The sequence below is a fragment of the Streptococcus urinalis 2285-97 genome (genome assembly GCF_000188055.2).
Lineage (GTDB): Bacteria > Bacillota > Bacilli > Lactobacillales > Streptococcaceae > Streptococcus > Streptococcus urinalis.
This window is the reverse complement of record NZ_AEUZ02000001.1, coordinates 534,662-547,765: the sequence shown is the minus strand read 5'-3', so window position 1 is coordinate 547,765 and position 13,104 is coordinate 534,662. Positions and strand designations below refer to the sequence as shown.

Annotated in this window: 13 protein-coding genes and 3 pseudogenes; all 16 read right to left on the bottom strand. The window is 33.3% G+C overall.

Going from position 1 to position 13,104, the window contains the following annotated elements; all coding sequences use genetic code 11:
- Positions 1-30: 30 nt before the first annotated feature.
- Positions 31-897, bottom strand: a pseudogene (locus tag STRUR_RS02750) (ABC transporter ATP-binding protein); the annotation flags it as partial.
- A pseudogene (locus STRUR_RS12090) lies at positions 894-1,064 on the bottom strand (ABC transporter ATP-binding protein); the annotation flags it as partial. The pseudogenes STRUR_RS02750 and STRUR_RS12090, both read right to left, overlap by 4 nt.
- 92 nt (positions 1,065-1,156) lie before the next feature.
- Positions 1,157-1,642 (bottom strand): VanZ family protein, encoded by a 486-nt coding sequence (locus STRUR_RS02745; RefSeq protein ID WP_006738807.1) that lies wholly within the window; start codon positions 1,640-1,642, stop codon positions 1,157-1,159.
- Entirely contained in the window at positions 1,642-2,727 is a 1,086-nt protein-coding gene (rlmN, locus tag STRUR_RS02740; RefSeq protein ID WP_006739413.1) for a dual-specificity RNA methyltransferase RlmN, read from the bottom strand. The genes STRUR_RS02745 and rlmN overlap by 1 nt, the downstream gene beginning before the upstream one ends.
- Positions 2,728-2,730: 3 nt before the next feature.
- Positions 2,731-3,299: pseudogene (locus STRUR_RS02735) on the bottom strand (YutD family protein).
- 12 nt (positions 3,300-3,311) lie between these two features.
- Positions 3,312-4,655 carry a bifunctional metallophosphatase/5'-nucleotidase gene (locus tag STRUR_RS02730; RefSeq protein WP_006738592.1) on the bottom strand — a complete coding sequence of 448 codons (1,344 nt, stop codon included), beginning with the start codon at positions 4,653-4,655 and terminating at the stop codon, positions 3,312-3,314.
- Positions 4,656-4,742: 87 nt separating this feature from the next.
- Positions 4,743-5,711, bottom strand: a complete 969-nt coding sequence (locus STRUR_RS02725; RefSeq protein WP_006739057.1) for a substrate-binding domain-containing protein — start codon at positions 5,709-5,711, stop codon at positions 4,743-4,745.
- A gap of 31 nt (positions 5,712-5,742) precedes the next feature.
- Positions 5,743-6,687, bottom strand: coding sequence for an ABC transporter permease subunit (locus STRUR_RS02720; RefSeq protein ID WP_006739551.1), 945 nt, complete (start codon positions 6,685-6,687; stop codon positions 5,743-5,745).
- Between the two features lies 1 nt (position 6,688).
- Positions 6,689-8,167: a sugar ABC transporter ATP-binding protein gene (locus STRUR_RS02715; protein WP_006740670.1), complete on the bottom strand. Its 1,479-nt coding sequence runs from the start codon at positions 8,165-8,167 to the stop codon at positions 6,689-6,691.
- Positions 8,168-8,180: 13 nt separating this feature from the next.
- Positions 8,181-8,579 (bottom strand): D-ribose pyranase, encoded by a 399-nt coding sequence (gene rbsD / locus STRUR_RS02710; RefSeq protein WP_006738601.1) that lies wholly within the window; start codon positions 8,577-8,579, stop codon positions 8,181-8,183.
- Positions 8,554-9,465 carry a ribokinase gene (gene rbsK, locus STRUR_RS02705; protein WP_006739765.1) on the bottom strand — a complete coding sequence of 304 codons (912 nt, stop codon included), beginning with the start codon at positions 9,463-9,465 and terminating at the stop codon, positions 8,554-8,556. The genes rbsD and rbsK overlap by 26 nt, the downstream gene beginning before the upstream one ends.
- A complete protein-coding gene (locus tag STRUR_RS02700; RefSeq protein ID WP_006738416.1) occupies positions 9,458-10,441 on the bottom strand; it encodes a LacI family DNA-binding transcriptional regulator in 984 nt (327 codons plus the stop codon). Before STRUR_RS02700 ends, rbsK begins: the two co-directional genes overlap by 8 nt.
- A 101-nt stretch (positions 10,442-10,542) precedes the next feature.
- Positions 10,543-11,583, bottom strand: coding sequence for a SepM family pheromone-processing serine protease (locus STRUR_RS02695; protein WP_006739052.1), 1,041 nt, complete (start codon positions 11,581-11,583; stop codon positions 10,543-10,545).
- Complete coding sequence (gene coaD, locus STRUR_RS02690; RefSeq protein WP_006739642.1) at positions 11,580-12,065, bottom strand: pantetheine-phosphate adenylyltransferase; 486 nt, start codon at positions 12,063-12,065, stop codon at positions 11,580-11,582. Before coaD ends, STRUR_RS02695 begins: the two co-directional genes overlap by 4 nt.
- The gene (gene rsmD, locus STRUR_RS02685; protein ID WP_006740669.1) at positions 12,055-12,594 is read right to left on the bottom strand and encodes a 16S rRNA (guanine(966)-N(2))-methyltransferase RsmD; all 540 of its coding nucleotides are present in this window, start codon (positions 12,592-12,594) and stop codon (positions 12,055-12,057) included. The genes coaD and rsmD overlap by 11 nt, the downstream gene beginning before the upstream one ends.
- 333 nt (positions 12,595-12,927) lie before the next feature.
- Entirely contained in the window at positions 12,928-13,089 is a 162-nt protein-coding gene (locus STRUR_RS11445) for a hypothetical protein (RefSeq protein ID WP_155812470.1), read from the bottom strand.
- Between the last annotated feature and the right edge of the window lie 15 nt (positions 13,090-13,104).

The following is a 13,104-nucleotide window of genomic DNA, read 5'->3' as shown; positions in this document are numbered from 1 at the left end:
ATTAGCATACGCTAACTCTATTTGTTCTGTTTATTCACTACCTAGCATTCCTGCTTGTAGTTGATACATTCTATAATAAGTGCCTTTTCTTGCAAGGAGCTCATCATGTGTTCCACTTTCAATAATTTTTCCTTTTTCTAAAACATAAATACAATTTGCATCTTGAATAGTAGATAATCTGTGAGCAATTGCAATAGTAGTTCTTCCACGTCTCATTTTTTCAAGGGAATGTTGGACAATTTGTTCTGTTTCAGAATCAATATTTGCTGTCGCTTCATCAAGAATTAAGACCTTTGGTTGACTAGCAACAGTTCTTGCAAATGCTAATAGCTGCCTTTGTCCTGTTGAAAAAATAGACCCTCTCTCAGAAACTGGAGAATCATAAGTTTGAGGTAATTTTTGAATAAATTGATCAACATCAACAAATTCTGCAGCAGCCTTAATAGCCTCATCACTTAAGTCACGATACATTGCAATATTTGATTTAATAGTGCCATGGTATAAAAAGGGATCCTGAAGAACAAGTCCAATATTTTCACGTAATTCTTCTTGTGAATATTGTCTTAAATCGATACCATCCAACAATACTTGTCCAGTTTGAAATTCATAAAAGCGCATGAAAACATTAATAATAGACGACTTTCCTGACCCTGTCGGACCAACAAAAGCTATGGTTTCTCCATGATTTACTTCAAAAGATATATCATCTAGAATTTTATGTTCGCCATCATAAGAAAAAGAGACATTTTTAAAGGCAATATTACCATCACTGATAGTCATTCCCTTTGATTCTTGTTTAGGTTCATATCCATTCTCATCAATTAAATCAAAAACACGTCCTGCGGAAACCATTGATGTTTGTAAGGTTGAAAAATTCTGAGTTACTTCAATTAAAGGAGCTCAGTATGACTTAAGTTACCCTTAGTAACCTTATCAATAACATAACCCATTATTTTAGGTGGAATCAGATTGAGCACTGCTACTAAACTCAGTGAAAATATCCCGATTAGATATCTTTTTTTCTCTTGTTTGAAAAACCACCAGAGATTTTTGATGATGGACATAAATTTCCTTTCCTATTATTTCTTAATTAATATTTTAATTGTCATAATTTTTCATTTTATAAACCCAATAAAAATTCTCTCATATGAGAGAATCATTCTTTTAAGAGTCCAAGTTTTTTGATGGTTTGATATGCCAAATATATTCCAAAAGTATTTGTCATTAAATCATCAACCTCAAAAACACGATTAGCATCAAGTAATAAATCAAGAATCAACTGAGTTACTTCTATTGAAAAACTGATTGTAAACCCTAGGATTAGTACCTTTAGATGAGTTTGTTTTTTTGATTTTAAAGCGAAGTAAGCTAGACCTAAGGGATATAACAATAACACATTCATAGCATTTTGTAAAAATAACCATACCAATTGACTCAAACTATGAATAGCTGGCAAACTAACAAAACTATTAAAAGGAATCAATAATAATCTTAGACGACCTATTTTGATAATATTAGGTGTTATTTTCCCATCAAAAAGTGCAGGCTGTGGCCAAAAGCACATCACAGCTATCGCAATACCATAACTAATGATGAAAACCGTTAACAATCGATTTTTGATATTTTTAGTTTTAAGTAACATTAGTTAGAGATATCAACCATCGCCTTTTGACGGTCTTTTTTCATGGTATTAGAGCGCAATTGACCACATGCTGCATCAATATCAGTTCCGTGCTCCTGACGAACCACACAGTTAACACCATTTTTCTTCAAAACTTGATAAAAAGCTTCTACTCGTTCTTTTGGACTTCGACTATATTGATCATGCTCAGAAACAGGATTATAAGGAATCAAATTGACATAAGACAATTTTCTAATTTTTTTAGTTAAATCTGCTAATTCCTGTGCATTTTCTGGATAATCATTGACTTCATTGAGCATAATATATTCAAATGTCACACGGCGATTAGTCGTTTCAATATAATACTCGATAGCATCGAATAATTTTTCCAATGGAAAAGAGCGATTAATTCGCATAATGCTTGAGCGCAACTCATTATTTGGCGCGTGTAAAGATACAGCAAGGTTCACTTGGACACCTTCGTTTGCAAATTCTTTAATCTTATGTGCCAAACCTGAAGTCGATACCGTAATATGTCTTGCACCAATAGCCAAACCATTATCATCATTAATTGTTCTAAGGAACTTCAAGACGTTTTGATAGTTATCAAAAGGTTCTCCAATTCCCATAACAACAACATGACTAACCCGTTCACCTTGAGCACGTTGGTCAAAATAGTTTTGGACAAGCATGATTTGAGCTGTAATCTCACCACTAGTCAAGTCTCTTTGTTTTTTTATTAAACCACTTGCACAGAAAGTACAACCAATATTACAGCCAACTTGTGTTGTCACACAAACCGACAATCCATAATGTTGACGCATCATAACTGTTTCAATTAGCATGCCATCAGTTAGTTCAAATAGGTATTTGACTGTTCCGTCTGAAGACTCTTGGACAATTCGTTGTTTTAGTGGATTAATGCAGAATGTCTCAGATAGAGTCGTTATTAGATCTTTTGAAAGATTGGTCATTTCTTCAAAGGAAGAGACACGTTTCTTATAAAGCCAATCCCAGATTTGATTAGCTCTAAACTTTTTTTGACCCTGCTCTACTGCCCATTCAATAAGTTCATCTCTAGTAAGGTTATAAATAGATGGCTTCATTGCTTATTTTTCCTTCTTTCTGATGACAAAATGTGAATTATCATTTTTCACTGAATTATCCTGATTTTTTCTAGGTTTTTTGACTTGTCAGGAATTGCTTTTTTCTTTTTTGTCTTAAACTGATTTTGTTCAGTCTGGTTAACTTTTGGTCTGTTCTCTTTGGATTTATGATGCTTGTGTGACCGTCTTTTTCGTGGTGATTTTTCTTCTTCAAAAGTCACTTCAACTGGGTGCTCATTTTGTAAGATAAAATAAGCACATCCATAATTACAGTATTCTTTAATATAATCTTCCACACGGGAAATACGGCTGGTCTTTTTGATATCTGACTTATCTAGATAAAATCCTTTCAACCGTAATTGTTCATTTCCCCAGTCTCCAACAATGAAGTCATATTTTAGTAAAATATCAGAGTATCTCTGATTAAAGTTTGTCACATCAAAAGCATCTTTATAATTTTCCAGTAATTTAAAAGTAGCCTGTTCACTTTTGACAAGATCATCAAAATGTACAAATTCTGGACCAGGAAATTTATTATAATTGTACATTTCTGGTGAAATTTCTTTTCTCACAAGTACTCCTTTCTATCTGTTTTTATTTGTTAATTGTTTTAAATACGATCCAACAACTTCTCTAAGTAGCTTAGGAAAAATCAATGTCACATCAAATTCTTTTATACTTTCAAAATAGGAAGCAAAAAAGTATTGATCTACTATGACTAATTTCATTTTTTTATCTAAACCTGTAACCTTATTATTATACACTATTTTTTTGTTTTTGTAAGTAAACCCTCCAGTCAAGAGTTCCCCAAATTCTTTTCCACGAAATCCCATACCTCGGATTGATTGATTTTTTAACAAAGCAGCTTGTGTAAAGACATCATGACAAATTTGTTCTAGTTCATTACGATTAACTTCAAGACTAGCTAATCTCATTTGATGGGGTAAAATGCTCTGTAAAGTTTCTTTTGTCAACCTACTTGGAAAAGCATCCAAAATTAGTCCTGAATTAATGATACATAAATCTGCATCAGCTTCCCACATCATGGCATCTATGATCTTCTGACATGTTTCTTCAAATGATAGTGGAGTTGCAAACTGAGAAACAAAATCTCGTGCTAGTAATGTTTTACCCCTAGTAACTAACTGTTCTGTCCACTCATAATCTGTTTTTTGACTAGGGTAATGACTCATTTCATGCGTTTCGATAAGGATATCTGTATTCTGATGGTTTTCAAAGGTTAACTGAATATCGCCAATATAGTAACCGTATTTCCCAGCAGCGGCCAAATTAACCCCATTTAATTGAGCACCATCTTCAAGCAAATGATGGGTGTGACTTCCTAAGATTAGATCAATTTCCGGATATAATTGGGCAATTTTTTCATCAAATGGTAAACCAAGATGACTCATTAAAATAATAAAATCAGCATTTTTCAATTCAGATATTTCCAGATCATTTTGTATACAAACAATAGGGTCTAGAACTTCCCATCCATTTGGATGATAAGTTAAAGTATATGGAAAAGTGTAAGCTAAAATAGCAATTTGTGTTCCTTGCTTTGTCTTATAGATACTATATGGTTTTCCCCAAGTTGGTTGTTTTCCTTCATCTTTTAAATTACCTATAATCACATCAAACTGTGCTTCATCATAAACATGATTGAGTTCTTCTTTTGTGAGACCAATTCCTTCATTATTGCCAATTGTTGCATATTGAATACCAATTTGATTCATTAAATCAATATTTGCTTTTCCACCTGTCGCATCTGACAATGGATGGCTTTTATCGATATTATCGCCGATATCAAAACAAATCAACTCTTGATTTTCCGCTCTAATCTGATTAACAAATCGTTCAAGTTTTGGAAAAGATTCAAAATGAGAATGTAAATCATTGATATGTAAAAGTCTTATGTTTTCTTTCATTTCATTTCCTTTCCTTTGAAGTCTTCAATAGTCATTATAACACTTCTTTTCACACACTAAAAAAGAAGACCATCGGTCTTCTTTTTTCTACCATTTATGTTGATCAACATTATCTTTAGTTACTAAATAAATAGGTGAAATTGTTTCTTTTGCTACTTTTTTACCTTTGTAATGGTCAATTGCTGCTTGAATAGAAATGTCCCCCATTTTAGCAGGTTGTTGTGCAATTGTGGCTGTCATTTCACCTTTTTTAATTGATTCATGAGCATCTGGTTGTCCGTCAATTCCAACAATCATAACATTTTTTAAACCAGCAGATTTTACAGCTTTAGCTGCACCAAGTGCCATTTCATCATTTTGAGCAAAAATAACTTGAACATCTTTATTACTTTGTATCATGTTTTGAGTGGTATTGAGTGCTTTATCACGATCAAAGTTAGCAGACTGACTAGATAAGATATCTAATTTTGTTTTGGCTACTTTTTTAAAGCCATTTCCTCTATCAACCGTCGCAGATGCTCCTGGTACACCTGACAATTCAAATGTTTTTGCCTTTTCACCAAGTTCCTTAACGATATAGTCAGCTGCCATTTTACCAGCTTGCACATTATCTGAAGCAACAGTAGTTAAGGCTTTCCCACCATTACTACCACGGTCCATGAGAATGACTGGAATATTAGCATTATTTGCTGCTTTGATTGCAGGTACAACAGCATCAGAGTCAACTGGATTAACCAAAATTGCATCTACATTTTGACTGATAAAATTTTGAATATCATCTACTTGTCTAGCTGCATCATTTTGAGCATCGGCTACTTTCATTGAAACTTTTGTTTCTTTAGCTTTCTTTTCTAATCCTCCCTTTAAAGCAACAAAATAGGGATTGTTTGTTGTGGAGATCGAAACACCAAGTTTTAAATCTTTGGCATCTTTTTTTGTAACAGTTTTTGACCCATTTCCTGATGAGTTTCCTAAACCTGTTTTACCACAAGCTCCTAATACAACAATTAAAGATAAACTTAGTGCAACCAAACACCATTTTTTTAATGATTTCATAATTTCTCCTTATTATATGAATGATAAACATTTATTGTTTTGCAACCTTAAAACGATCAAGTAAAACAGCAATTAATATAACGATCCCTTTGACAACTTGTTGCCAAAAAGCCGAAACACCTATTATGTTAAGACCATTATTTAAGACTCCGATGATTAAAGCACCTATTAGTGTTCCTAAAATGCGACCTTTCCCACCAGAAAGGGAGGTCCCACCAAGAACAACAGCCGCAATAGCATCCATTTCATAACTTGCACCAGCAGTCGGTTGGGCTGAACTCAACCTAGATGTGATAATCAAACCTGAGATAGCTGCCATCATACCTGATATCGTATAAATAATGATTTTCACTTTATTTAACTTTACACCTGAGATATACGCGGCTTTCTCATTACCTCCTATTGCGTAAACAGATTTCCCAAATGCTGTTTTATGAAGCAAAACATATAAAATCAAAAAGACAATAAACATAAGAATGACAGGAAAAGGTATTCCTAGAATGTATCCTTGTCCTAAAAATTGGAAAAGAAAGCTATTACTTAAACCTTTTGTAACAGGATTTCCGTTAGAATAAACCAAAGTAAATCCTCTAAAAATTGTCATCGTTGCCAAAGTTACAATAAATGGAGCTAATTTCCCATATGAGATAAATAAGCCATTCAACATTCCAAAAATACCACCTAATAAGACAGCTACTAAAATTGCAATAGCTACTGGAAATCCAGAACCAATTAAACCTGCTGTAATTGCACTAGAGAGTGCTAATATCGATCCTACTGATAAATCAATTCCACCAGTTAAAATAACAAACGTCATCCCAAAAGCAATGAAACCGTTTGCAGTTACTTGTAATAATAAATTTAATAAGTTATTAGGTGTTAAGAAATTTGAATTAATAATGGTAATTACTATCATTAATACAACAAGAGCAACTACTGTTGTCAGCTCTGACATATATTTCATAACTTTCTTCACTTTATTTTCCTCCTGTAGCTAGGTGCATAACTTTTTCTTGAGTTGCTTCTGTTTGTTTCAATTCTCCTACGATATGTCCTTCGTGCATAACCATTATTCTGTCACTGACACCAAGGACTTCTGGTAGATCTGAAGAAACTAATATAATAGGAACACCTCGTTCAGCTAATTCATTCATTAATTGATAAATTTCACGTTTTGCACCAACATCTACACCTCTTGTCGGCTCATCCAAAATTAAAATTTTTGGTGCAATACCAATCCATTTAGCCAAGACCACTTTTTGCTGATTACCACCAGATAGATTACCAACAATAGTTCCAATTTTTCCAGATTTGATGTAAAGACGATCAATTAATTGTCGCACAAAAAGATTACTTGTCTTTTCATCAAACATACCTCTTTTTATAAAATCTTTGGTACTTGGCAAAGTCATATTATCCTTAATGGAGAAATCCAATATTAAGCCTTCATCCTTGCGATTTTCAGTTAAAAAGCCAATTCCTAAAGTTATGGCCTGATTAGGATTTGCTATCGTAACTTCCTTACCATCAATTAATATTTGACCTGAATTGATTGGATCAATTCCAAAAATGGCTCTCATCGTTTCAGTTCTACCGGCACCCATTAGACCTGAAAATCCTAAAATTTCTCCTTTTCGGACATAAAAAGAAATGTCTTCAAAAGTCTCTCCTGTCAGATTGTTTACTTGAAAAGCAAGGTCACCAATGTTTGCTGTTTTTTGGGGGTAATAATCTTCAAGTTGTCGTCCAACCATCTTTTTGACAAGTTCTTCAGAGGTTGTTTCTTGTGTTTGGCATGTATCAACAACACAACCATCTCTCATAACAGTGACTAAATCAGTCACTTTGAAAATTTCTTCCATTCGATGTGAGATATAGATAATTCCGACACCGTCTTTTTTTAAGCTATTAATGACTTTAAAAAGATTTTCTGTTTCACGTTCGGTTAAGGCTGCAGTTGGTTCATCCATAATAAGCACAGATACTTCTGATAGTAACGTTTTTGCTATTTCAATCATCTGTTGTTGACCAATTGATAACTCACCGATTGGTCTTTTTAGAGGTATAACAACACCTAAACGTTGAAAAGCTTCATTTGCTTTTCGAATCATAGCTTTTTGATCTAGAAGACCAAGTTTGGTTTTAATCTCACGTCCTAAAAATAAATTTTCAAGTACAGTCATTTCTGACCATGTATTCATTTCCTGATGAATAAAGCTAATCCCAAATTGCTCTGCTTCTTGTGGATTGGTAAATGTCTTTTCGACCCCGTCAATCATAATTTTGCCATTTGTGGCAGGAAAAAGTCCTGTCAAAATATTCATTAACGTCGATTTACCGGCACCATTTTCACCCATTAATGCATGCACCTGTCCAGAGTTAATTGTTAAATTAATATCTTCTAAAACTTTGTTTGAACCAAATGATTTAGAAATATGAAACATTTCAATCTTCATTTTCCAAACCTTTCTAAATGATAACACCTGATTGCAAAATAATATTTGAATATGCCGTATCTTCACCCGTTCTAACGACAGCTTTTACTTCCTTAGTTTTTTCTTTTAATGTTTCATGAGTCATAAACTCAATTGAAATGGTGTCACCTAATAACTCTTTTATGGTTTCCAATTGTTGTGGATTTTGACTTTTAATTTCTTCTGCTAAATAAACTTTTTCCACCAAGACATGCGTTAAGTATTCTTCAAGAACTTCCTTAAAGCTTGGCGATCCAATCTTTAAGGCAAGATCAATTTTTTTAATATCTTTAGGTACAGGTAATCCTAAATCACCTATTGCAATAAGGTCTGTATGCCCTAAATCATCTACGACCTTGGACAATTGACTATTTAAAAGTCCATTCTTTTTCATAAGCTTTATTCTCCTTCATTTCTTCAAGTGTAGGCATACCACCTTGAGCACCAAATTTTTGAACTGACAAGTGTGATGCCAGTGTTGCAAATTTTAATGCAGATTCCGTTGATAACTGATTAGCTAAAGCATAGGCTAATGCACCATTAAAAGTATCACCAGCTCCTGTTGTATCAACTACTTCTGACTTAATAGCAGGAACTTGTTTGATATTATTCCCATCATAAAATACAGAGCCTTTTTCTCCTAAAGTAACAATCAATTTATTAGGATAGGCCTTTAACATGGCTTCTTGATTTTGATTAGCAAATAATTGTTGACTTTCATACTCATTAGGTGTGATGAAATCAACGTATTCCAAAAGTTCAAAATCAGTCTTTCTAGCAGGTGCTGGATTATAAATGACTTTCACTTGATGCTCATGACAAAATTGAGCAATTGCCAAGTTTGTTTCGTGTGAAATTTCATTTTGCAAGACGACTAAATCTGCATTTTTCAGCAAATCCCATTCTTCTTGCCAATCATTTGTGGATACTTTAGCATTAGCACCAGGACAATATATAATCCTATTATCCTTCTCATAAAGTGTTATTTGGGCAACTCCTGTAGATTGTGGTACCGTTCCCACAAATGACATGTCTATTTGATTTTCTTTCAGATTCATTAATAATTGCTCTGCAAAGGCATCTTTTCCTACAGCTCCAATCATATAGACTTTATCTCTTTCATTGCTCAGCCTTCCAATAGCAACAGCCTGGTTAGCTCCTTTTCCACCAGGTACCATTGAGAATTGTTCTCCAAAAACTGTCTCTCCTTGATTTGGTATTTGGTTTGTTTCCATAACCAAATCCATTGAAATACTACCAATAACGATAATTTTACTCATGTTTTCTCCTTATGGTTTCTCTGTTCACGTAGTAAACTGGAAGCTTTATGCGTTCTTCTTCAACTGGTTGTTGCATCGCAATTTTATAAACCAATTCTGCCGCTTTTTGACCCATACTATACGATGATTGATGAATTGTCGATAAAGATGGATATATAAATTGACTCATCAGGATATCATCATAACCAATAATTTGGACATCATCAGGTATATTTTTTCCTAAAGACAGCAATTCATGAATGTATGCGATAGCATGAATATCAGAAGGCGCAATAATACTATCAATATAAGGATGTTTCCTTATATTTTCTTTTGCTTCTTGTTGAATTTGTTCAAAATCAAACGTTTTGCTTTCGCAAATAATAAGGTGATTCTGTCTTTTTTTCAAATAAGCATAACTTGCTTCAAACCTCTGATTAATATTTTCAGCATTATCAAGAGGACCTTTTATCAACAAAATTGATTTTGAACCTGCCTCAATAATAGTCTGTGCAGCTAATTGACCTCCTAGCTTGTTATCTGAAAACACACCATACTTCGTTTTTTGATCAACCCTGTCAACAACTACTATAGGTATTGTTATGTCAGGGTATTTTGGGGTGAAATCATGTGTTGTAATAATCCCTGCGGCATTACTTTGAAGTAAAACATTAACATATTCTTCCTCAACTGTCTCTTGATTTCCAATATTACCCAACATAACACGAAAACCTTTTTCTTTGAGATACTCTTCGGCTCCTCTTGCCAATCTTGGGAAAAAAGGATTTGAAATATCAGGTAGTAACAAACCAACTAACTGATTTTTCTTAGTTTTTAATGACTGTGCCAGAACATTAGGACTATAGTTTAATTTTTCAATTGCTTTTTTAATCTTTTGGCTAGCTTCTTCACTGATGTAACCATTTTGAGAGATGTATCTAGAAACTGTGGATTTAGATACACCAGCTTCTAATGCTACTTGTTTTATTGTCGCCATCGCATCTCCTTTCCTATGGAACCGTTCTCACAAATGTTATTGTAAACGCTTACTTTTATTTTGTCAATAGTTAAAATAAAAAAAGCGAAATATTTTTCGCTTTAATGTGTTTTTAAGTAATTGATAGCTTCTTGGACCGTAGTAACAGGGACAATTTTCATCTTTGTTTTTAATTTTTTAGCTTCTGCTTTTGCTTCTGAATAATTGGTTTGCGCAGATGGATCAATTTTTTTCATTTCTTTACTGACTGGATTATTCGGTACAAAGAAAATGCTTGCTCCTTCTTTTGCTGCTGCAACGACTTTTAGACCGGCACCACCTATATCACCAACTTTGCCATCTTGGTCAATAGTTCCAGTACCCGCAATATTGCGACCTTTTCTTAAATCTTCATTATTGATTTGATCTAGTATATCAAGCGTGAACATTAAGCCAGCACTAGGTCCGCCAACACCTTCTGTACTGAATTTGACAGAAATTGGTGAATTAACTTTAGTATGGTCTGTTAGACCAATACCAATACCATTCTTACCATTTTTTAGTTTTATCACTTTCCCAGATTTTTCTTGTTTTTTATTATTTGATTCAAATTGAACAGTAACTTTATCTCCAATTGAAAGATGTGAGACATAATTGATTAATTCTTTTGAACTTTTAAATGTCTTGCCATTAACACCAGTAACAGTATCAGCAATATTTAAAATACCTTTGAACGTTGAATTTTTAGCAACATCTAGGACATAAACACCCATATAATCTAAAGAGACTTTTTTCCCAGCCAGATTCAATGCCTCATAAATAGCACTATTTTGGGAAGTTTCCATATAAAATTGATTAATTCTCATATAGTCTGAATCACTATAGCCTCCTGTAGTCGCTTGTTCAGACTGGATATCTGTGAAAGGTGTTAACCAAGCATAAAGTAGTTTTATTGGCGTTGCTTTAACCAGACTAACAGCAACAAAATTATAGGACCCTTTTTCTTTATCCGTTTTTTTATCTACAGTTAACACTGACCTGATATCATAGGCACCCCCAGGCATTTCAATGTAATAAGGTAAAGGTAAAAAGAGTGCCAATAATAACAGGACAAAAACTGACACAAAAATCAGCCATTTGACGAGACTTCTTTTTTTCTTCATTTTTTTAAATTCTCCACTTCTTTAATGACAGATTTAGGAACATATGGGCTTAAATCAGCTCCAAAATAGATAAGCTCCCTCATATGGCTTGAACTAATAACTTGTAAATGATGATTAGCAATCAAATAAATGGTCTCTATATCTGGTGATAAAGCATGATTATAAAAGTCCATGTCCGCTTCATAAGAAAAATCTTTTTCATTTCTAAGTCCACGAACAAGGTATTGAGCCCCAAGTTTTTTGGCAACCTCAACAGCTAAAGTACTTTCAGCTGAAATGACAGTTACATTTGGTAAATCTGAAATAGCTTCTTCTATCATTCTGATCCTTGCTTCTAATCCAAAATAGCCTTTTTTTTCTTGATTAAAAAAAATACCAATAATAAGTTGATCAAATAGCTGACTAGCTCTTTGGATAATATCAAGATGGCCATTAGTAATCGGATCAAAGGAACCTGTATATAATGCAATTTTATTTGACATAAACAGTTACCTTACTTATTCCATATGTTTTTTGTTTCCAGATACCTAAAGAAGCAATTTCTTCAGGTAAAGCGACTGATTTATCTGTTTCACAAACAATCACAACGTTATCAGCTAGTAAATCAGATTTATCTAACTGTTCGATATTCTTAATCACTTCTTCTTTAGCATAAGGTGGATCTAAAAAAACGAGATTAAATTGTTGATTAAGTAGCGAAAGAGCCTTTTGTGCATCCATTTTTAAGAGCTTGAATTGTGATTCTGACTGCGTCATTTTGATATTTTCTTGAATAATTGCCTGCGCACGCCTATCTCTTTCAACTAAGATAGCTTGAGTCATTCCCCTCGATACAGCCTCTATGGATAACCCTCCTGAGCCAGCGTACAAGTCAAGGACATTGCCACCATCAAAATACGGGCCAATCATATTAAACATTGCTCCTCTGACTTTATCAGAAGTTGGCCTTGTTGTTTTTCCTTCGAGGGTTTTTAACGGCCGTCCCCCAAATTCACCTGATACAATTCTCATAATTGATATTATAGCAAAAATCAAGCTAACTGTATTGAAAAGGTTCCTTTAAAATGATTTTAAAATAATATATACTTTATTAGAATTATTTGATAAAATACTTTTGTGGTTCAAATATTAAAAAGAGGAAAAGACAATGTCATTAAAAGGATTTTTCAAAAATAAGAAAAATATTGTAATTGTTTGTTTAAGTATTGGTTTAATTGGTTCAATGATTAATACCAGTAACCATCGTGATAAAGTAAATCAATAGCAAAAGACTAATCAACTACTCTCAAAACAATTAAAAGCTGAAAAGAAAGAATTTAAGCGTTTTAAAGAAGAAAATGAAGACTACATTTCTGCTGGAAAATTAAGTCTTAAAAGAGCAAAAAAAGAAAAATCATTACAAAAGCAAGCCAATAAAGCGATACTTAAATTAGAAAATAATCCAAGTGATGAATTACTCTTAGAAGCTGAAAAGAAAGTTGCTTTAGTAACTAATGCATCTGTCAAAGATAAATTTCAAAA

Excerpts from the sequence above, each read along its gene's own strand:
- STRUR_RS02745 (WP_006738807.1), bottom strand. The coding sequence starts at position 1,642 with ATGTTACTTAAAACTAAAAATATCAAAAATCGATTGTTAACGGTTTTC.
- rlmN (WP_006739413.1), bottom strand. The coding sequence starts at position 2,727 with ATGAAGCCATCTATTTATAACCTTACTAGAGATGAACTTATTGAATGG.
- STRUR_RS02730 (WP_006738592.1), bottom strand. The coding sequence starts at position 4,655 with ATGAAAGAAAACATAAGACTTTTACATATCAATGATTTACATTCTCAT.
- STRUR_RS02725 (WP_006739057.1), bottom strand. The coding sequence starts at position 5,711 with ATGAAATCATTAAAAAAATGGTGTTTGGTTGCACTAAGTTTATCTTTA.
- STRUR_RS02715 (WP_006740670.1), bottom strand. The coding sequence starts at position 8,167 with ATGAAGATTGAAATGTTTCATATTTCTAAATCATTTGGTTCAAACAAA.
- rbsD (WP_006738601.1), bottom strand. The coding sequence starts at position 8,579 with ATGAAAAAGAATGGACTTTTAAATAGTCAATTGTCCAAGGTCGTAGAT.
- rbsK (WP_006739765.1), bottom strand. The coding sequence starts at position 9,465 with ATGAGTAAAATTATCGTTATTGGTAGTATTTCAATGGATTTGGTTATG.
- STRUR_RS02700 (WP_006738416.1), bottom strand. The coding sequence starts at position 10,441 with ATGGCGACAATAAAACAAGTAGCATTAGAAGCTGGTGTATCTAAATCC.
- STRUR_RS02695 (WP_006739052.1), bottom strand. The coding sequence starts at position 11,583 with ATGAAGAAAAAAAGAAGTCTCGTCAAATGGCTGATTTTTGTGTCAGTT.
- coaD (WP_006739642.1), bottom strand. The coding sequence starts at position 12,065 with ATGTCAAATAAAATTGCATTATATACAGGTTCCTTTGATCCGATTACT.
- rsmD (WP_006740669.1), bottom strand. The coding sequence starts at position 12,594 with ATGAGAATTGTATCAGGTGAATTTGGGGGACGGCCGTTAAAAACCCTC.